A 19,487-nucleotide genomic window follows, 5' to 3' on the forward strand; every position below is an offset into this window, starting at 1 on the left:
GCCGGCGATAGCGGTCTTGAGATCGCCATCGCCGGCAAGCCGGGCTCCCACAGGGCGCTACGTCATCCGACGTATTGGCCGATTCGCGCCGCCATTCGAGACTGCCAGCAACGCTGTACATCCCTACTGTCCAGGAGCTTTGCCATGACCGATACCTTGATCAAAGTCGACCTCAACCAGCCCGCCACCGAGAACGAACAGATTCACAACCGCTGGCATCCAGACATCCCGATGGCCTGCTGGGTCAAACCGGGAGATGACTTCATTCTCGAAACCTACGACTGGACCGCCGGGGCGATCAAGAACAACGATGACGCTTCCGACGTACGCGATATCGACCTCTCCACCGTGCACTACCTCTCCGGCCCGGTCGGTGTGCACGGCGCCGAACCAGGCGACCTGCTGGTAGTCGATCTGCTGGACATCGGCGCCAAGGCCGATTCCCAGTGGGGCTTCAACGGTTTCTTCTCGCGGCAGAACGGCGGCGGCTTCCTCACCGACCACTTCCCCAGTGCACAAAAAGCCATCTGGGATTTCAAAGGCATGTTCACCCGCTCGCGGCACATCCCCGGGGTCAACTTTGCCGGCTTGATCCACCCCGGCCTGATCGGCTGCCTGCCGGATCCGGTGATGCTCGCCGACTGGAACCGCCGCGAACAGGAACTGATCGACACCAACCCGACCCGCGTGCCGCCCCTGGCCAACGCGCCGCTGGCCGCCACCGCGCACATGGGCCGACTCAAGGGCCAGGCCCGCGATGACGCCGCCGCCACCGGCGCCCGCACCGTGCCGCCACGTGAGCATGGCGGTAACTGCGATATCAAGGACCTGTCCCGCGGCTCGAAGATTTTCTTCCCGGTCTACGTCAACGGCGCCGGCTTGTCGGTGGGCGATCTGCACTTCAGCCAGGGCGACGGCGAGATCACCTTTTGCGGCGCCATCGAGATGGCCGGCTGGGTGCACATGAAGGTCGAACTAATCAAGGGCGGCATGGCCAAGTACGGGATCAAGAACCCGGTATTCAAGCCAAGCCCGATCACCCCGAACTACAAGAACTACCTGATCTTCGAAGGCATCTCGGTGGACGAGAGCGGCCAGCAGCACTACCTCGACGTCAACATCGCCTACCGCCAGGCCTGTCTCAATGCGATCAACTACCTGACCAAGTTCGGCTACTCCCCGGCCCAGGGTTATGCCCTGCTGGGATCGGCACCGGTGCAGGGCCATATCAGCGGTGTGGTGGATATCCCCAATGCCTGCGCGACCTTGTGGCTACCGACCGAGATCTTCGACTTCGATATCAACCCCAACGCCAACGGCCCGATCAAGCACCTGGACGGCAGCATCGACCTGCCCATCGCCCACGATCTGTAAGGCGCCATCGACATTCCGGGAGGACACACCATGCCGACCTACGAATACCCGTGCCAGGCCTGCGGCACCTTCACCATGCTGCGACCCATGAACCAGCGCCATGAACCTTGCCAGTGCCCCTATTGCGGTGGCGCGGGCGGTGGCTTGCAGCTCTCGGCGCCGGCCTTGAACTGCCTGTCCAGCAGTCAGCGCCAGGCCATCGCGACCAACGAGCGTAGCGCTCATGCACCGCAGACCATTGCCGAGTACCAGCAACGGCGCCATCCCGCAGGCTGCGGTTGTTGCGCGCCGAGCAAACCGGTGGCGCCGAGCAAGGCCAACCCCCTGGGACTCAAGAGCAAAACCGGGCCACGGCCCTGGATGATCAGCCACTGACAGAGGTTTTCTTCATGCGCCATGGTGATATTTCCAGCAGCCCGGACACCGTCGGTGTTGCTGTCGTGAACTACAAGATGCCGCGCCTGCACAGCAAGGCCGAGGTCATCGACAATGCCCGCAAGATCGCCGAGGTGATCAAGGGCATGAGGCAGGGGTTGCCGGGCATGGACCTGGTGGTGTTCCCCGAGTACAGCACCATGGGCATCCTCTATGACCATGATGAAATGATGGCTACCGCCGCGACGATTCCTGGCGAAGAAACCGCGATCTTCTCCGCGGCCTGTCGCGAGACCAATACCTGGGGTGTGTTTTCCCTGACCGGCGAGCGCCACGAGGAACACCCGCACAAGGCGCCCTATAACACCCTGGTGCTGATCGACAATCAGGGGCAGATCGTCCAGCGTTATCGCAAGTGCATCCCCTGGTGTCCCATCGAGGGTTGGTACCCCGGTGATCGCACCTATGTCTGCGATGGCCCCAAGGGCATGAAGATCAGCCTGATCATCTGCGACGACGGCAACTATCCGGAGATCTGGCGCGATTGTGCGATGAAGGGCGCGGAGCTGATCGTCCGCTGCCAGGGCTATATGTACCCGGCCAAGGAGCAGCAGGTGCAGATGTCCAAGAGCATGGCCTGGGCTAACAACTGCTATGTCGCGGTGGCCAACGCCGCCGGTTTCGATGGGGTGTATTCGTATTTCGGGCACTCGGCGATCATCGGTTTCGACGGCCGCACCCTGGGCGAATGTGGCGAGGAGGAAATGGGCATCCAGTACGCCCAACTGTCGATCTCGCAGATCCGCGATGCACGGGCCAACGATCAGTCGCAGAACCATCTGTTCAAGCTGCTGCACCGTGGTTATACCGGCATCTACGATTCCGGTGATGGCGACAAGGGCATTGCCGACTGCCCGTTCGAGTTCTATCGCACCTGGGTTCTGGATGCAGAGAAGGCCCGGGAGAATGTGGAGGGCATTACCCGGCGCACGGTGGGGGTGGCTGATTGTCCGGTGGGGCAGTTGCCCCATGGTGGTAAAGAGCGAACTACGGACTCCCCTGTGTGACAACCGCCCGAATATGCTTGATCAGCGCTTCGGCCGCCGGCGAGTTGAGACCGTTGGTCCGGTAGATCAGCCCTATCGGTCGCCCGGTGTCGCCCAGCGGCACCGGTAATTGTTGAAAATCCCCCGAGGCGATTTCGTGCTCCAGCTGGTGTTCAGACACCACCGCCAACATGTCCGAACGCATCAGCAAGCCGCGGATGATCGCCAGGTCGCCGGTTTCTACCATGGGCAGCGGGGCCTGGCTGTCTATCTGGTTGAAATGCGCATCCAGCAGCCTCCGGGCGGGGCTATTGGCGCGGGGCAAAATCCACCGGGCCTGGGCCAGATCCTCGGGCGTCACCGCTCGGCCCAGCAGGGGATGGTCGCGACGCACCAGAATCACCATGGCCTCGGTCAACAACTCCTCGCCGTGCAGGTCGCTGGCATAGTCGGCGGAACGCAGAGCACCGAATACAAAGTCGAGGTCGCCGGCGCGCAGTTCCAGCGCCAGCAGGTTGAACGGGCTTTCATTGGTCGAAACCTGCACGCCAGGGTGCTCGGCCAGCAAGCGCACGATCGCTTCCGGCAATATCCGCGTGCGCCCCAGCGGCAGCGCGCCTACGCGGACGACGCCTTGCAACGATCCCTTGAGGGCCGCGATGTCGGCATCCAGATGGCGCAGCTCGTTGAGTGCCCGGCGAATCGGATAGAGGATTTCGCTGCTGGCGCGGGTGGGCATCAACCCGCGGGCGGTGCGTTCGAAAAGCACTTTCCCGGTGCCTCCCTCAAGCACCTTCAATGCGGCGCTGATCGCGGGCTGAGTTAATTGAAAGGCGTTGGCGACGGTCTGCATGTGCTGGGTTTCGCAGAGTTTTACGAACACCTCCAAGCGGCGGGTGTTCAGCAAATAAAGCGGCTCATGGAAAGGTTGCGATGGCTGTCCAAGCAACGCCGGAATGCCCTCCAGCTCAGCCAGGATGCGCCGGGCTCTGGCCAGGATGCATTTGCCATAGGGTGTCAGCAACATGCCGCTGGCGTGCCGTTCGAACAGCGGATTGTCCAGGCGCAGCTCAAGGTCGCGAATCGAGCGGGTCACCACGGATTGCGCACGCAGCAACACCTCGGCTGCCTTTGACACGCTGCCGTGTTCGGCAACCCTGACAAAGGCGCGGATTTGCATCAGATGCGCTAGTTCAGGCGATGACATTCAACTGCTCTCCCGCTGCGGCTGACGACCGTTCATCAAGAGCCGATAAATAAAAAGTATATCAGGAACAATTGAACGCATGACTCGCCCACGGATATCCATGCCAGCATCGGTATAAATAAAACCGCGAGTCCTATCCAACATGACGACCACTGTCGCAAAAACCGCCCTTGTGGTGAGCGCCCACTCCGCCGACTTCGTCTGGCGGGCGGGCGGTTCGATCGCGTTGCACGCCAGTCAGGGTTACCAGGTGCATATCGTCTGCCTTTCATTTGGCGAACGGGGTGAGTCGGCCAAGCTCTGGCGAAAGGGCGAAATGAACGAAGACAAGGTCAAGGCCGCGCGCCGCGAAGAGGCCCAGGCCGCCGCTGACATTCTTGGCGCGACGATCGAGTTTTTTGATATCGGCGATTATCCGATGCGCGCGGATAAGGAAACCCTGTTTCGCCTGGCCGATGTGTTTCGTCGGGTCCAGCCGGAGTTCGTCCTCAGCCATTCCCTGAAAGACCCGTATAACTACGACCACCCGCTGGCGATGAACCTGACTCAGGAAGCCCGAATCATTGCCCAGGCAGAAGGCTACAAACCGGGCGAGAAAATCGTCGGCGCGCCGCCGGTGTACAGCTTCGAACCGCATCAGCCCGAACAATGTGACTGGAAGCCGGATGTGTTGTTGAACATCACCGACGTCTGGGACAAGAAGTACGCCGCCATTCAGTGCATGGCCGGCCAGGAACATCTCTGGGAATACTACACGCGTGTCGCCCAGCAGCGCGGCGTGCAGGCCAAGCGCAATATCGGCATCACCGCGAGCAAGGATATCGTCTATGCCGAGGGCTACCAGAGCCTCTTCCCGCGGGTGACGGAGAATCTGGGATGAACGCAATCGGCAGAACCGGTGTCGTGGTCCGCAACATACCTCGGGCCGATGCGGCGTTGATTGATGAGCTCCAGCGCTACGGTGTCGCCACGGTTCATGAAGCCCAGGGGCGCAAGGGCCTGCTGGCGCCGTTCATTCGGCCGATCCAGCAGGACTGCTGCATCAGCGGCTCCGCCATCACGGTGTTGGTCGCCCCGGGCGATAACTGGATGTTTCACGTCGCGGTCGAGCAATGCCAGCCCGGTGACATCCTGGTGGTTGCGCCGAGCTCGCCGTGCAGCGATGGCTATTTCGGCGATTTGCTCGCCACTTCATTGCAGGCCCGTGGCGTCCGCGGCCTGGTGCTGGAAGCCGGTGTTCGCGACACCAGGACCCTGCGTGAGATGGGTTTCGCGGTATGGTCCAGGGCTGTGCATGCCCAAGGCACGATCAAGGAAACCCTCGGTTCGGTGAATATCCCCGTGGTGTGCGCCGGTCAGTTGGTCAATCCCGGCGATGTCGTCCTGGCTGACGATGATGGTGTGGTGATTGTTCGTCGCGAGGCGCTGCCGGCCGTTATCGCCAGCAGCCGTAAACGCGCCGATCTGGAGGAGCAAAAGCGCTTGCGACTGGCCAACGGTGAGTTGGGCCTGGACATCTATGACATGCGTCCTCGCTTGGCGCAGAAGGGCCTGATATACCTTGAGAGTCTTGATCAACTGGAAGACTGAACATGGCCCAGACCCGCATACCTTGCTTGATGATGCGCGGTGGCACCTCTAAAGGCGCGTATTTCCTGAGGGAGGATCTGCCCTCGGAGCGAGGTCTGCTCGATCAGGTGTTGTTGGCGGCCATGGGTTCCCCTGATGCCCGGCAAATCGATGGCATGGGCGGCGCGGACAGCCTGAGCAGCAAAGTGGCGATCATCGCGCGCTCCACGCGGGCGAACGTCGACGTCGACTATTTGTTCGCCCAGGTCGAGGTGGGCCTGCCGCGGGTCGACTACGGTCAGAATTGCGGCAATATCCTGGCCGGGGTCGGTCCTTTCGCCCTGGAGCGGGGGCTGGTCAAGGTGACGGGCGACGTCACCCGTGTGCGGATTTATATGGAAAACACCGGGCAAACCGCCACGGTGGTGGTCCAGACTCCCGGCGGTGAAGTTCGCTACGACGGTCAGGTTCACATCGACGGCGTGCCCGGTACGGCAGCACCGATCGTGGTGGAGTTCGACGATATCGCGGGCGCCAGTTGCGGGGCGTTATTGCCTACAGGGCAGGCGCTGGATCGCTTCGACGGTGTTGAGGTGACCTGCATCGACAACGGCATGCCGGTGGTTCTGATCCGTGCGGCCGACCTGGGGCTCACCGGATACGAGCCTCGCGAGCAATTGGAGGCGGACGAGGCGCTCAAGCTGTCGATTGAGTCCATTCGCCTGCAGGCGGGGCCGTTGATGAATCTGGGGGACGTCAGCCATCGCAGCGTGCCCAAGATGTGCCTGATCGCCGCGCCTGTCGCCGGCGGCGCAATCAGCAGTCGCACGTTTATTCCTCATCGCTGCCATGCCTCCATCGGGGTCTTCGCCGCGGTGAGTGTCGCTTCCGCCTGCCTGATTGAAGGTTCTGTCGCCCAGGGGCTGGCACGGCTGGCCACGGACGAGCCTATCCAGGTGTCGGTGGAACATCCCATTGGCGAGTTCACGGTGGCCTTGACCCTGGAGAACGGTGCCGTTACCCGTTGCGGACTATTGCGTACCGCGCGGCTGTTATTTGACGGTCAGGTTTGCATACCTCGCGCCGTATGGAACGGCACGTCGGTCGATTGAAGTGCGACCGTTCATGTTGACCACTGGATAAATAGATATAAATAAAAGCGATACGTCGTTAAGTTTTTCGAGCCGAGCGAATCGCCTGTGGCAGTTAGGATGAGTGGAAGATTTACACCCTATAAAAACAACACAGGTGATGTATGCGATTAGGCTGGTATTCGGATTTGACCCCGAAAGAGAGGCGTACCTATTGGGCATGCTTCGGTGGCTTTACCCTCGACTCCATGGACTCGACCATCTACGCCTTGATGATGCCCGTCCTGCTGACGGTGCTGAGTCTGAGCAAATCCGATGCGGGCATGCTCGGTTCCGTGGCGCTGATTGGCAGCGCGGTCGGCGGCTGGGGGGCGGGGATGCTGGCTGACCGCTACGGCCGGATCAAGGTGATGCAAGGCACGGTTTTGTGGGTCGCGACCTTTACCTTCATGGCAGCGTTTTGCAGCAGCTTCTGGGCATTCCTGCCGGTGCGGTTTCTGCAGGGAGTCGGCTACGGCGGCGAAGCGGTGGTGGGCGCGGTGTTGATCAGCGAGGCGATTAAACCCGCCTTGCGTGGCCGTGTCGCGGCATCGGTCCAGAGTGGTTATGCCCTCGGTTATGCCATCTCGCTGGCCGCCATGCCGGTGGTCTTCTACTTTCTGCCTGAAGACATCGCCTGGCGGGCTTTTTTCGCGATCGGGCTGTTGCCGGCGTTGCTGGTCTGGTTCATCCGTCGTCTGGTGCCGGAGTCCGACACGTTCGCCAAGGTGAGCAGCCAGCACAGAAAAATGGATATTCGTAGCATCTTTACCGCGGAACATCGCCGCGTGACGTTGATCAGCACGGTGTTGGCGAGCGGTATTTTCGGTGGTGCCTACATCATGATCACCTGGTTGCCGACCTACATGCGCATGACATTAGGTCTGCCCATCGCCTCGACCTCAGGTTATCTGGCGGTGAATATCGTGGGTTCGTTGCTGGGGCCGTTCATTTACGGCTTGATCAGCGACAAGATCGGCCGTGGCAAAACCTTCATGCTGTTCCTCGTCTGCCAGGCGATCGTCGTCTCGATCTATATGTTCGCCCACATCGACCTGTCGGTCCTGCTCGGCCTCGGGCTGCTGTTGGGGGCGTTTCAAGGTGGGTTGGCGTCAGGCTTGCCGCTGGCGTTTTCGGAACTGTACCCCACCCGGATTCGCGCCAACGGCGCCGGGTTCTGCACCAGCTTCGGACGTGGATTTGGTTCCATCATGCCGGCGGCTGTCGGTTTCGCCTCGGGTCACATGCCCCTCGGTATCGCCATGGGCTTGTTCGCCATTGGTTCTTACGCCATCGGCTTTATCGCCGCGCTCTGCCTGCCTGATGCCACCGGTGTGGACCTGGATGCGCTGGATTCCAGTACTGCCAGTGACACTCCGACGGACGCATCCTGGGTGGTTCGGCATTAGGGGGGATCAGCCACTTTGCGCATCCCGAGCGCCAGGTGAGGGTTTCAGGTGGCGGGAGGGGCGGCCTGGGTCAGATCGGCCAGCTTTCCAGCCACCTCCACCCGATTGCGACCTTTCCCTTTGGCGCCATAGAGCGCCTCATCCGCCACCGACAGCAATCGCGAAAGCTCGTACCCCGATTCCCCGGTGGTCACCAGGCCGATACTCACGCCGAGAAAGCCGGGCTCCAGCAGCGTCAGCCCGGCAAACGCGGCGCGAATACGCTCAGCCACTTCCAGCGCGCTGGTTTCATCGCTATCGCCCAGCACACAGGCAAACTCTTCGCCGCCAATGCGCCCGAATACATCTGCCGGACGGAGGATCTGTGTCGTGACCCGGCCGAAGGCGATCAGTGCCTGATCACCCACGGCATGGCCGAAGGTGTCGTTCAGGCGCTTGAAGTGATCCAGGTCGCAGAGCAGGAGCGCTGCCGCCACTGCGCGACGTTCGCAGTCGGCCAGCAGTTTTTCACTCTTGAGCATGAATGACCGCCGGTTGCCGATGCCGGTCAGCGGATCGCTGTAGGCCGCGGCCTTGAGCTGACGTTCGGCACGCTCCTTGACCATGGCCAGGGTCACGTAGCCGATTCCAACTATGTAGACCATGGATTCGAACAGCATGAAGGAGAAGAACGGCACACCTTTGCCGCTACCCGCTTGTGCCTGCTCCAGGCCGATGCCGGTATCGGTAAAGATCCGCACGCAGTAGAACAGGGTATTCAGCGCCGTCAGGGTCAACGCGGGCAGATAGGACGCTTCGAGGCTGTGCCGGCTACGCCAGAACTCCAGCAGGGTCAGCCCGCCGTAGCCGGCTGCCAGCGCCGAGTAGGCGGCTACCCGCAATGTCAGCGATTCGAAGAAGGTTGGCACCAGGCACAACGTTAGCCAGGTCGTCGCGCCTGCGAGCATGCCCGGCACTGAAGGCGAGCGTCCGGCAAACACGCGCATGGCGGTCCAGTTCATGGCGGCGCTGAGCAACAGGACCACGTTGCCCACCACCAGCGGCACAAAGTCGACGCCCAGGCCACGCAAGCTCACCAGCAGGATGCCGAGGGACGCCAGCAACATCATGCTGCCCAGGTAGGCGAGGCAGCGTTCGCGGGTTTCGCGCATCCAGGCGTGCAGGCTCAGCAGCCCCATCAGGCAGAAGATGAAGACCGAGACCAGCAGCAGGGTGGGGATGTGCAGCAGTGTCATGTTCGGGCAACCCTGTTCAGCCAGCAACCGGGAATAGCCCGGGGCGGCGGCGGTGGGTGCCAGGGAACACCGCGAGGTGGAAAGCAGGAATTGGCACGTTAGTGAGCCGTTTGGGCAATCACTCGGCGGGATTGTAGCGGTATCTCTGTGGGGTTGCCTGCTTGTTGAATCGGGTTGCCGGACAAGGTCCTACAGATAGCGTTGAGTTGTCTGGCATCCAATGCGGTCACTTCCTTTTGGCCTCGACCGTAAGCTTCGATGACTGGGCCGGATAGTGGGTTTTCTGTTTTTGTCGGTCCTTCTCGAAGGAGCGAACGACCGTTGAAACAGGGATCTCGTTAACCGTGGGCCATTACGACTCCAGGGGCAATTATTCGCCCACACCCGGCCCGTGTATTCCTTTACCTCCACGCAATTCCGAGCGCCGCGCGACGCCTCCGCCGGCCTATAACGGCGACTTCTACAGCCAGGCAAAGCGGACCATTGAGCGCGAGGTTCCGCCGAGCACCTGCCATGTCGGTTTGAAGTTTGTCTGGGATAACGGCGAAGGTCTGGGGTGTGATCTGCCTTGCGTGCTTACCCCGGCCAGTGGCGATCCCATTCGGACTCGGTTGGATGAGTACAGCCGATTTGTCGGCAGCATTCCCGACGGGCCTTATCAGGCGCAGATGCTGGGGGACGTCGACGTTGAAGAACTGGTGGTCCGCAGCCGTGCCGAGGTGCGGGCCGCGCTGGAGGCGATCCTTGATGCGGAGCGTGCCGAAGCGGCAGCGTTGGAGGCTATTCAGGAGGACCGCAGTGCTGTCGTCAACGCGTTCTATACCCATCTGGCGATTGGCAAAGGGGCGCTTTATGGCGCTTGGGGACTGGTTAAAAGCCTCAAGGAATATGGTGATCTGCTCAACCCCTTCGTTACCTTTTCCAATGTCGTGGTGGCCGCCTGGAACGCTGACGCCTCCGATGGCGGCAGTTGGATCGCTTCCTTTCGCGACAATTTTTCCCAGGAGCAGCATCGCGAACTGGTAGAGGCGCTGGGCTTCGACCCAAGCATGATCACCCGTGAGCAACTGGCCGAAAGCTACGAAACGGCGTGCTTCGTGATGGAGGACGGGCCGAGTCGGGACCTGTTGGCGCGATTTGTCCTCGATTATGTGAAAGCCCAGAACCGCGAAGAGATTGCTGAGTTCACGGGGGCGGTAGTTTTCGAGATTGTGCTGATCGCGCTGTTGGTCATGTATAGCGGTGCTGCTGGTGTGGCGGCGAAAGCTACGGCGCCGGTGCGCAACTTCGCATTGACGCAACGTTTGGGCACTGGGCTGAAACGGCTCGGCCAAAGCCTCAAGAACGCTAGAATCAAAAAGGCGGGAAGGGCAGAAGGGAAGGGCGCTGGGGCTCAGGTTGTCGAGGTTGAGCGCCCGAAGGAAGTTTCCAATGCGGCATTAGTCGCTACTGTACTGAAGGATTGGTCGCATTTGACCTTGAGTCAGCGCCATTTCGTGAACAAGGTGTCAAGCGCAAAGGCTGCTGGTAACACGATATATACCGTTCCTCGTGAGATTATACTCAGAGATTTGAAAGAGATTCATCTCAATGGAGAAAGTATTCGAAACGGCGAAACATTCAAGACGTCTTCAGGGCGAGTTTACGGAAGGCATAAGGACTCAATCCATCCGATCAGTGGGCCCGGAACAATGAGCCTTAACGCTCAACAATATAAGGTTTTGGTGGAAGCCAAAAAGAAGGGGCGTGTGGGTGCTGAGAACTATATGGGGTTCGTGGTTCGAAGCGGTGGCCTGACTGCTGAGGAGGCTAGTGTGATGTCTAAATTGTTTGATGTGTTGGATGCTGGAGGTGTGAAGTGACACAGACGCTGAATGTTCTGATCAAGAAAGATGTTGATGTGTCTGGTATTGTAAAGTGCTTTGATGACTTCTTTAATTGTGCCGTGAGTACGATGGAACGGCCCAATAAGAAAAGCATTTTTTTTCTGCACTGTTTTGAGTATTCTGAAGGTTTTCGTAGGGCCGCTTTTTTGAGTTGGAATGGGGGCGTGGATGAGTTTGATGAACTTTCTTTGGGGTTGCATGTGGCGAGCTACTTTGGAACGGAGGTCATGTTTGAACCTCATAGGGTAAAATTGCCTGCCGGTTTAGAGTTTTTGCTAATTAATGCGGGCGGGGTAAGTTACGCTGCTGATTATCGTGAGCTCGAAGATGGAGTTGATATTCTTCCCGGGAGCCTAGTTTCAATTTGATGCTGATGAATTTGTGAGGGGAGAGGTGACTGCTATGTTTTTATGGTTGAAAGTCTAAGTGAGTTCGGACGGACAGCTGCTTTGACGAATTATACCCATCTGGCGATTGGCAAGGGCGCGCTTTATGGTGCTTGGGGACTGGCTAAAAGCCTCAAAGAATAGGGTGATCTGCTCAACTCGTTTGTGACCTTTTCCAATGTCGTGGTGGCCGCCTGGAACGCTGACGCCTCCAATGGCGGCAGTTGGATCGCTTCCTTTCGCGACAATTTTTCCCAGGAGCAGCATCGCGAACTGGTAGAGGCGCTGGGCTTCGACCCAAGCATGATCACCCGTGAGCAACTGGCCGAAAGCTACGAAACGGCGTGCTTCGTGATGGAGGACGGACCGAGTCGGGATCTGCTGGCGCGATTTGCCGTCGACTATGTAAAAGCCCAGAACCGCGAAGAGATCGCCGAGTTCAGCGGCGCGGTGGCTTTCGAGATTGTGCTGATTGCGCTGTTGGTCATGCATAGCGGTGGTGCTGGTTTGGCGGCGAAAGGCGCGGCGTCGGTGCGCAACCTGGCATTGACGCAACGTTTTGGCACTGGGCTGAAGCGGCTCGGCTAAAGCCTCAAGAACGCTAGAATCAAAAAGGCGGGAAGGGCAGAAGGGAAGGGCGCTGGGGCGCAGATTGTTGAGCTTGAGCGCCCCAAGACGCTGAAGCCTAAAGTTGGCGTAGCGCCTATAAGCGCGGGTGTTCTACGAGGTGCTAGCCGAGCAATTATTGATAAGAGAAAGCTTACAAGTTATGCATTGAATCCAGCTCATCCGACAGGTGGTAATAAAGCTCGTGTGTTTGAGTCGGTTCTCGGCTTCACAGTGGAGCATGCAGACGATCTACTGAAGCAGCTAAAGAAAGGTGTTTTGACGCAAGAGTCAATTGTTGGCAAGGTTGATAGTCATGGCTCTCGTTTTACAGTGGATATCCCAGTTGTTGGTCCAAAAAGAAATGGAGTTGTTCGCACTGGGTGGATTTATATAAAGGGAGCGGATGCTCCGGTGTTAACTACTCTTTTTGTACGATGAGGTCGGGCTTGTGCTGAAGTTACTAGATGTTGTTAAGCTTCTTGTGGATTGTCCGGAGTATGGCCTGCTCAGGGGGGCTGTAGGGACCGTGATTTATGAGTTTCCAAAACCTGAGTTGGTATATGAGGTTGAGTTTTCAAACAATAAGGGGGAAACCGTTGTTCAGATTGCGTTGCGTTCTGAGGAAGTTGCCCTGTACTTGGAGTCCTGATTGAGTGGCGAATTGATTGGGGGGGGAATCCCCAATTCATTGATTTGCGGAATCGTAGGGCTGTGTTGATGTCGTTGTAAGGCATCTTCTAGCTATCGCTGTATGGTGGGAGTATATGAGTGAGGGAACTCCCTTGAGCGCTAAAGGAGTCTGTAATGTTAAAGTTTGAGATAACCCATGGGGGTGGCGATCAAGATAATAGTCAAGGCTATTCGGCTTTTCTAATGGCTAATGGAGGTCGAGGTCTTTCGAAGTTTGAATACCTTTATATGGTGAGGAAGACGGGTGTCATAAGTAGTGATTTTTACCTTTTTTTAGCAGGCTATTCCATCCGACAATTGTTTTGAAAGAGGGAAGTTTTTTTGTGGAGGGAAATTTTGATAGTGATCGCTATCAAGAGTGCGTTGCTCAGGGGCAGATAAGCTCGGAAATCGCCAGCTGGCTAAATTTAGTGGAGATTACGGCTCTCTTCGAGGACATGTCCTATGAGGAGGCGGGCGCACTTTCAAATGTTATCAGTGATTGTTGGAATGCCACGCTAGCTCGAGAGTTTCCCGAATCGGGGTTTATTTCAAAGGTTTTATTCTAGGAGGAGCTTGGTGAGGTCTATGTCACTTTGTGTAAGGCCTGAGTCATGAAAGTGGCGGTATACACCGCGAAGGCTGAACCCAAAAAACGCGAGAGATAAAGGCATGAGCGATACACCTGCCACCCCGGGCACGCAACCTCAAGTACATGTGCGTATTTGCCGAGGCGTGGCCGGACGCGGAATTTGTGCAACAGGCTGCTGCACAATTGCCCTGGGGTCATAACCTGGTGCTGCTGGACAAGCTACCCGGTCCCGGAGCACGCCGCTGGTATGCCGCCAAGGCCATCGAGCACAACTGGTCGCGCAATATTCTGGTGATGCAGATCGAGAGTGGTCTGCTGGAGCGCAGTGGCAAGGCTGTCAGTAACGTCGAGAGTCTCCTGCCCAAACCGCACTCCGATCTTGCCCGTGAGTCGCTGATTTCACCGGAAAAAATTCCGAGTTGACGAGATGGCCTCCGATCCGAAGGCCCATATTGTGATTGTCGCCAACAATGCCGACGAGCCGCCGTTCCTGATGCTGATTTCGACTAAATCCGAGCACAAAGTCATGGCCAGGATTTCCCTTGAAGCCGCCACGGACGGGATCGAGCTGCCCGGCGTCAGCCCGTATTCGCTGGTAGTCAGCGAGAAAAATAGTCACGTCTTCCTGTCGCTCAACGCCAGGCACTTCGGTACACGGGCCATCGACTATTTGCGGAAAGAATCCAGGTTGACGTCATTTTTCCCACGCGGCGGGAGCGTTGAGACTATGCTCAGCGCTAATGTAAACACTGCACTTTTTCCAGTTGTCGGCCGTCCAGGAAGGAGTCCGTATGTATTTAGCGCTTCATATCCAGCTATACCCCATTGCCTTTATCGATAGCGCCTCCCGGGATCCGGCCAGCAGGCGGCACCATTATTGATGGTAATGGTTAGTCACATCGTGCGATCCCCCGCTGACGCTGCAACTCTAGTGATCGAGAGCGACCGGCTTCAAACCGGATCCAGCAGTCGCTCGAGGCTGCCGGCAGGTGCCGGTGGTAAATCCCAAGCCCGATGGAGAACAGCATGAACGCTAAATCGATCGAGAAAATCTTGCGTCGCTTCGTCGGCGGCCTGACCGGGCTGGCGATGGTTGTCGCCATTACGGCCCAGGCTGCCGACGGCGGCATCGCCAATGGCCCTACCGCAAGCAAACGCATCGCCTTCAGCAACTCCTACGCGGGCAGCGATTTTCGCAAGGTGATGGTGCGCAACTGGCAGGAGGTTGCGGCCACAGCCAAAAAGGATGGCTTGATCCAGGATGCACCGGTGGTCAGCGCCAACAACTCGGCGTCGGAGCAGGCGGCGCATATCCAGGATCTGATCGTCCAGGGCGTCAACGCCATTGTCATCCTGGCCGCATCCGACACCGCCCTCAATGGGGTGATCCAGGATGCCTGTAACGCCGGCATCGTGGTGGTCGTCATGGCCAGCCTGGTGACCGAACGCTGCGTCTATACGGTGGACTACGACTGGTCCGCTATGGGCCGCGTGGAAATGGACTATATCGCCGAGCGCCTCAAGGGGAACGGCACGCTGCTGGAGATCCGCGGTATTGCCGGCGATGCCACCGATCAAAACATCAGCGACGGTATTCACAAGGCTGCTGGCGACTACCCGGGGCTGAAGTTCGCCAAGACCGTGTACGGGAACTGGACTGCTTCCGTCGCACACAAGGAGGTGGCGCTGGCGCTGCCGTCGCTGCCGAGCATCGATGCCGTCGCTACTCAGGGCGGTGACGGTTATGGCGCGGCCCTGGCGTTCAAGGCGGCGGGACGCACCTTGCCGATCATCGTGATGGGCAACCGTCAGGACGAACTCGCCCTGTGGAAACAGGAACGCGATGCCAATGGCTATGAGACCGTGTCGGTTTCTGCCTCCCCGAGCGTCTCCCAGGTGGGTTTCTGGGTAGCCCAGCAGATTCTGGCGGGCAAGCAGGTGCCGAAGTTCGTCGAGGTGCCGCTGGTACGCATCGATGCGAAAGACCTGGATACCTGGCTCGCCACTATGCCGGTGGGCGCCGCCGCCAATCCCTCCTACAGCCAAGCCGCCGTCGTGGCGATGATCGACGCCGCCATCAACCATACGCCGCCTCTGCCGAAGGTTGCGACGCCGTAGCGGGGAGTGAGGAGGCGAGGCTCCATGTTGGCATTCAAACCCGCCAGGGACAGGCCTATTGCCGTCAGGATCGGGCTGGCGGTCGCCGCACTGGTGTTCCTGATGCTGACGGTATCGCTGGTGGACCTCTACGGGTTGCGGGGCATGGAACGTGCGGTGGATTCCGCCAGCCATTCCGCAGAGATCCTGGTCTCGGTCAACGCGGCCACCGGGCGGGTGGAAAATTTTATCGCCAGCCGTGACCAGGAAAGCCTGTCCCAGGCCGAAGCCATGGTGGCGACCGCGATCGCCGGTCTCACCACCATTCCGGCGACGGAGGCGGAATCGCTCAAGGGCAGCCTGGAGAGACTTGCCGAAGCGATCGCCACCTTGCGGGCGGCGACCCTGACCATGGATGGCGAAACGGAGAACATGACCGACCATTATGGCCGGATGCGAGAGGCGACGATCCTCGTCGAACAGGGCATCGCCGATGGGCTGAAGGGGCTTGACTCCCGCATTGCCGACCACGAGGCGCAGGTGAGCAACATCGAAAGCGCCCATCGCATCCTGGATATCCTGCGCAATGGCGAACGGATTGTCATTGCCAATGTGGCCAAGGTGTTAGCGACCGGTGATGGGGCCGCCGCCACCGGGGCGCGCGACGCCTGCGCGGCTCTCCCGCCCGTTGTCGAGCAATTGCGTGAGGTGATGGACGCGCCGCAGGCGGGAGAGACCCTCGACCAGTTGGCCGCTGCGGTCGCCGCGGCCAGGCTGGCGGTCGAGCACCTTGACGAGGCACCCAAGCTGCGGGGAAGCGAGACCTTGCAGCATCTCGCCGTTGTCGGGGATACGCTCGAGCGCCTCGAGGCGAGGGTGGGCGAAGCGAGCCAGCACGTGGCCCATGACGCAAACGACATTCAGGCCGCAACCGGTTTGCTGCACAATGCCTCCGCGTTGTCCAAGCGTTTCGCCGAGCGCGTCGCCACCCTGGAGGCGCAGACCCTGTCGTTCCGCCTGTCACCATCGGCCGAGGTCGCTGGCTCCGTAGGCAACCTCCTCGATGAGCTCTCCCGTCTCTCCCGCGTTCTCCCCTCGCCCGGAGGATTGCAAACCCAAGCCGCGCCCCTCTCGGTCTACGACCAGATTGCTGGCTACCGGGCAGCATTCGTCAAGTTCCATCAGGCGAGCAACTCTTTGAGCGCCGCGCGCGATCAGGTGCGCAACGAGGCACGAAGTGCCGGCCAACTGGTCGCGGGCTTCGCTGGCGAAGCGCGCTCCGACGCAGTGGTCCACAATGATCGCGGCATGCTGGCGACGGTGATCGCAGGCACTGTCGCCATCCTGCTGGCCGGCGCCATTGCCTGGAGCACGTCGCGGTTTGTCGCGCAACCCATCGTGGTCCTGGCCTCGGTCATGCGCCGGCTTGCAGCCGGCGACCTGAACGCCGAGATCGCCAGCGCCGAACGCGGCGACGAGATTGGGATCATGACCCGCGCCGTCCGGGTGTTCCAGGAGAATGCCCTGCGTATCCGGGTGCTGGAGGCCGAGGCCGAAGCCGAACGACAGCAGGTCCAGGCCTCTTTGGAAAGAATGGTCGCCGAACGGACCGACACGCTGCACCAGCAGACCGAGGTACTGGAAGCGCAGGCCGTCGAACTCATTCAGGCGCGCAACCAGGCCGAGGCGGCGAACCAGGCAAAGAGCGATTTCGTCGCCACGGTCAGCCACGAACTGCGCACCCCCCTGACCCTCATTCTCGCCCCCCTGGAGCAGCTCACGGCGGCGAGCACGCCGCCGACGGACTGGCATGCGCAACTCGACCGGGTCCAGCGTAACGCGCTGCGCTTGCTGAACCGAGTGAACGACATTCTCGACTTCTCCAAGGCCGAAGCGGGCAAGTTTGAGTTGTGTCCGGCGCCAGTTGACTTGAACAAGACGGTTGGCGCGCTGGCCGACGATGCCGCCATGGTGGCCGAGGCCAAAGGCTGCACCTTGACCTGGTACATCGATCCCGCGCTCGGCACGGTGTTCCTGGACCCCCGGCACTTCGAGAAGATTCTTCTCAACCTGGTGAGCAATGCCATCAAGTTCACGCCCGCTGGCGGCACCGTGCACCTGGTGGTGACCCCGCTCGATGGCGAGCGCTTTGAACTCGTGGTGCAGGACTCGGGCATTGGCATTGCGCCTGACAAACTACCGCTGCTGTTCCAGCGTTTTTCCCAGATCGACAACTCGGCCACGCGCCACTACAGCGGCACAGGCATCGGTCTCGCCCTGGTCAAGGATCTGGCTGAACTGATGGGCGGTGAGGTCGGCGTCAACAGCGAGCCTGGACGGGGTTCGTGCTTCTTTGTTCGACTTCCGCTGGGGGCAGAGCAAAACACCGTGCCGGCCGAAGCCGGCAATCTGCACGAGCGATCATCACCGAGCACGACGAGCAGTACCGAGCAACGCCACCTGCGTTTCGACGACGGCCACCCCGGCAGTAGCAACGAGCGACCTTCGACGGACGAGGCTACAGGCGACGAGCAGCATCCGGAACAGGTCTTGCGATCCCGAGTACTGCTGGTAGACGACAGTCCGGAAATGCTCAGCTACCTCAGCGAGCTTTTGCACAACGACTACGTCGTCACCACTGCGGCGGATGGAGAGCAGGCCTGGGCACTCCTGCAGCGTCGCTCCATCGATGTCGTCGTCTCGGATGTGATGATGCCGAAGCTCGACGGCTTTGGTCTGACCGCCAGAATCAAGTCCAGCGCCGGTTTCGCCCATTTACCCGTGATCCTGTTGACCGCCCGCGGCGGCAGCGAGGCCAGCGTCTCCGGGCTGGAGAGCGGCGCCGACGACTATATCGCCAAACCGTTCTCGCCGCTGGAGTTCAAGGCTCGCATACGCGCGGCGCTACGCATGAGCCAGATACAAACCGAACTGCATGCAAAATCCCGTCAGGCTGGCATGGCCGAGATCGCCAATAATGTGCTGCACAACATCGGCAACGTGCTCAACAGCGTGAATGTCTCGGCCGATGTGATCAGTAGCCAGATGCGCGCCTCCAAGACGCAGGGACTGACCAGGGTGGCTCATCTGATGAACGAACACGTCCATGACCTGAGCGATTTTCTCACCGGCGACCAGAAAGGAAAGATGTTGCCCGAATACCTGCTCAAACTGGCAGTGGTGGTGACGGCGGAGCAGCAGGGCATCATCGAAGAGCTGGAGCAGCTTACCAAGGGCATCAACCATATCAAGAGCATCGTCGCTGCCCAGCAGTCCCATGCCGGTAACGTCAATGTCGTCGAGACAGTGCCGGTCGAGGAATTAATCGATGATGCCTTGCGCATGAATGCCGGATCACTGGCGCGCCACGAGGTGACGGTGGTCAAGGACGTTGCCGACTTGCCCCTGCTGCCGCTGGACCGGCATCGGATACTGCAGATTCTGCTGAACTTGATCCGCAACGCCAAGCAGGCATTGGACGGCGTGGTTGATCGCAGCCCGAGTATCACGCTCGGCGCCGTCCTCGCCGACGGGCCAGTATTGCGCATCACGGTGGCCGACAACGGCGACGGGATTACGCCGGAAAACCTGACTCGCATTTTCTCGCATGGCTTCACCACGCGTAAGAACGGACACGGTTTCGGCCTGCACAGCTGCGCGCTAGCCGCGCAGGAAATGGGCGGTAGCTTGGCTGTGCACAGCGACGGGGCTGGACAGGGCGCAACCTTCACCCTCGATATTCCCGTTGATGCCGCGCAGGATGAGTAAGGCCGCATCCACACCACCCAGCAGCGTGCCACGCTGGCGGTGAATCAAGTTTTGCATGGCGTGGCACTCGAGCGTTTTCCGAGCCAAGGCTTATTTAAAAAACGTTATTCGAAAAAGGCTCAGTGAGACTCGCAC

17 protein-coding genes and 1 pseudogene are annotated in these 19,487 nt (G+C 59.7%); 16 read left to right on the top strand and 2 right to left on the bottom strand.

The window, feature by feature from the left end:
• Positions 1 to 144: 144 nt before the first annotated feature.
• The 3 genes from fmdA to AC07T0_RS28150 are packed head-to-tail and all read left to right on the top strand — an operon-like array spanning position 145 to position 2,816.
• Complete coding sequence (gene fmdA, locus AC07T0_RS28140) at positions 145 to 1,374, top strand: formamidase (protein ID WP_495004300.1); 1,230 nt, start codon at positions 145 to 147, stop codon at positions 1,372 to 1,374.
• Positions 1,375 to 1,404: 30 nt separating this feature from the next.
• Entirely contained in the window at positions 1,405 to 1,749 is a 345-nt protein-coding gene (locus AC07T0_RS28145; protein ID WP_495004245.1) for an FmdB family zinc ribbon protein, read from the top strand.
• Positions 1,750 to 1,763: 14 nt separating this feature from the next.
• Entirely contained in the window at positions 1,764 to 2,816 is a 1,053-nt protein-coding gene (locus tag AC07T0_RS28150; RefSeq protein ID WP_495004246.1) for an aliphatic amidase, read from the top strand.
• Here AC07T0_RS28150 and AC07T0_RS28155 read toward each other — a convergent pair.
• Entirely contained in the window at positions 2,797 to 4,002 is a 1,206-nt protein-coding gene (locus tag AC07T0_RS28155; RefSeq protein WP_495004247.1) for a LysR family transcriptional regulator, read from the bottom strand. The genes AC07T0_RS28150 and AC07T0_RS28155 overlap by 20 nt on opposite strands.
• 142 nt (positions 4,003 to 4,144) lie before the next feature.
• Between AC07T0_RS28155 and galB the strand changes: the two genes are divergently transcribed.
• From galB to AC07T0_RS28175, 4 genes are all read left to right on the top strand, one after another.
• Positions 4,145 to 4,882, top strand: coding sequence for a 4-oxalmesaconate hydratase (gene galB, locus AC07T0_RS28160; protein ID WP_495004248.1), 738 nt, complete (start codon positions 4,145 to 4,147; stop codon positions 4,880 to 4,882).
• Entirely contained in the window at positions 4,879 to 5,592 is a 714-nt protein-coding gene (locus tag AC07T0_RS28165; RefSeq protein WP_495004249.1) for a 4-carboxy-4-hydroxy-2-oxoadipate aldolase/oxaloacetate decarboxylase, read from the top strand. The genes galB and AC07T0_RS28165 overlap by 4 nt, the downstream gene beginning before the upstream one ends.
• A gap of 2 nt (positions 5,593 to 5,594) precedes the next feature.
• The gene (locus AC07T0_RS28170; RefSeq protein WP_495004250.1) at positions 5,595 to 6,683 is read left to right on the top strand and encodes a 4-oxalomesaconate tautomerase; all 1,089 of its coding nucleotides are present in this window, start codon (positions 5,595 to 5,597) and stop codon (positions 6,681 to 6,683) included.
• Between the two features lie 167 nt (positions 6,684 to 6,850).
• Positions 6,851 to 8,110, top strand: a complete 1,260-nt coding sequence (locus AC07T0_RS28175; protein WP_495004251.1) for an MFS transporter — start codon at positions 6,851 to 6,853, stop codon at positions 8,108 to 8,110.
• Positions 8,111 to 8,154: 44 nt separating this feature from the next.
• Here AC07T0_RS28175 and AC07T0_RS28180 read toward each other — a convergent pair whose 3' ends face one another.
• Positions 8,155 to 9,345 carry a GGDEF domain-containing protein gene (locus AC07T0_RS28180; RefSeq protein ID WP_495004252.1) on the bottom strand — a complete coding sequence of 397 codons (1,191 nt, stop codon included), beginning with the start codon at positions 9,343 to 9,345 and terminating at the stop codon, positions 8,155 to 8,157.
• 344 nt (positions 9,346 to 9,689) lie between these two features.
• On the opposite strand from AC07T0_RS28180, the gene AC07T0_RS28185 reads away from it, so the two are divergent.
• From AC07T0_RS28185 to AC07T0_RS28225, 9 genes and pseudogenes are all read left to right on the top strand, one after another.
• Positions 9,690 to 11,207, top strand: a complete 1,518-nt coding sequence (locus AC07T0_RS28185) for a polymorphic toxin type 24 domain-containing protein (RefSeq protein WP_495004253.1) — start codon at positions 9,690 to 9,692, stop codon at positions 11,205 to 11,207.
• Positions 11,204 to 11,599 carry a hypothetical protein gene (locus AC07T0_RS28190; protein WP_495004254.1) on the top strand — a complete coding sequence of 132 codons (396 nt, stop codon included), beginning with the start codon at positions 11,204 to 11,206 and terminating at the stop codon, positions 11,597 to 11,599. Before AC07T0_RS28185 ends, AC07T0_RS28190 begins: the two co-directional genes overlap by 4 nt.
• 183 nt (positions 11,600 to 11,782) lie before the next feature.
• A complete protein-coding gene (locus tag AC07T0_RS28195) occupies positions 11,783 to 12,205 on the top strand; it encodes a hypothetical protein (protein WP_495004255.1) in 423 nt (140 codons plus the stop codon).
• 117 nt (positions 12,206 to 12,322) lie between these two features.
• Complete coding sequence (locus tag AC07T0_RS28200; RefSeq protein ID WP_495004301.1) at positions 12,323 to 12,664, top strand: DUF6883 domain-containing protein; 342 nt, start codon at positions 12,323 to 12,325, stop codon at positions 12,662 to 12,664.
• 10 nt (positions 12,665 to 12,674) lie between these two features.
• Positions 12,675 to 12,875, top strand: a complete 201-nt coding sequence (locus AC07T0_RS28205; RefSeq protein WP_495004256.1) for a DUF4926 domain-containing protein — start codon at positions 12,675 to 12,677, stop codon at positions 12,873 to 12,875.
• Between the two features lie 720 nt (positions 12,876 to 13,595).
• A pseudogene (locus AC07T0_RS28210) lies at positions 13,596 to 13,892 on the top strand (DUF1016 N-terminal domain-containing protein); the annotation flags it as partial.
• Positions 13,893 to 13,914: 22 nt separating this feature from the next.
• The gene (locus tag AC07T0_RS28215) at positions 13,915 to 14,328 is read left to right on the top strand and encodes a hypothetical protein (protein ID WP_495004257.1); all 414 of its coding nucleotides are present in this window, start codon (positions 13,915 to 13,917) and stop codon (positions 14,326 to 14,328) included.
• A gap of 185 nt (positions 14,329 to 14,513) precedes the next feature.
• Positions 14,514 to 15,605 (top strand): ABC transporter substrate-binding protein, encoded by a 1,092-nt coding sequence (locus AC07T0_RS28220; RefSeq protein ID WP_495004258.1) that lies wholly within the window; start codon positions 14,514 to 14,516, stop codon positions 15,603 to 15,605.
• 24 nt (positions 15,606 to 15,629) lie between these two features.
• On the top strand, positions 15,630 to 19,352 hold the full coding sequence (locus AC07T0_RS28225) for an ATP-binding protein (protein ID WP_495004259.1): 3,723 nt from the start codon (positions 15,630 to 15,632) through the stop codon (positions 19,350 to 19,352).
• The last annotated feature ends 135 nt before the right edge of the window (positions 19,353 to 19,487 follow it).

The sequence above is a fragment of the Pseudomonas sp. GW821-FHT04D07 genome (genome assembly GCF_059420225.1).

Bases quoted from the DNA above. Each gene is read 5' to 3' on its own strand.
- AC07T0_RS28215 (WP_495004257.1), top strand. From the start codon at position 13,915: ATGGCCTCCGATCCGAAGGCCCATATTGTGATTGTCGCCAACAATGCC.
- AC07T0_RS28225 (WP_495004259.1), top strand. From the start codon at position 15,630: ATGTTGGCATTCAAACCCGCCAGGGACAGGCCTATTGCCGTCAGGATC.
- AC07T0_RS28155 (WP_495004247.1), bottom strand. From the start codon at position 4,002: ATGTCATCGCCTGAACTAGCGCATCTGATGCAAATCCGCGCCTTTGTC.
- fmdA (WP_495004300.1), top strand. From the start codon at position 145: ATGACCGATACCTTGATCAAAGTCGACCTCAACCAGCCCGCCACCGAG.
- AC07T0_RS28180 (WP_495004252.1), bottom strand. From the start codon at position 9,345: ATGACACTGCTGCACATCCCCACCCTGCTGCTGGTCTCGGTCTTCATC.
- AC07T0_RS28145 (WP_495004245.1), top strand. From the start codon at position 1,405: ATGCCGACCTACGAATACCCGTGCCAGGCCTGCGGCACCTTCACCATG.
- AC07T0_RS28150 (WP_495004246.1), top strand. From the start codon at position 1,764: ATGCGCCATGGTGATATTTCCAGCAGCCCGGACACCGTCGGTGTTGCT.
- AC07T0_RS28220 (WP_495004258.1), top strand. From the start codon at position 14,514: ATGAACGCTAAATCGATCGAGAAAATCTTGCGTCGCTTCGTCGGCGGC.
- AC07T0_RS28165 (WP_495004249.1), top strand. From the start codon at position 4,879: ATGAACGCAATCGGCAGAACCGGTGTCGTGGTCCGCAACATACCTCGG.
- galB (WP_495004248.1), top strand. From the start codon at position 4,145: ATGACGACCACTGTCGCAAAAACCGCCCTTGTGGTGAGCGCCCACTCC.
- AC07T0_RS28170 (WP_495004250.1), top strand. From the start codon at position 5,595: ATGGCCCAGACCCGCATACCTTGCTTGATGATGCGCGGTGGCACCTCT.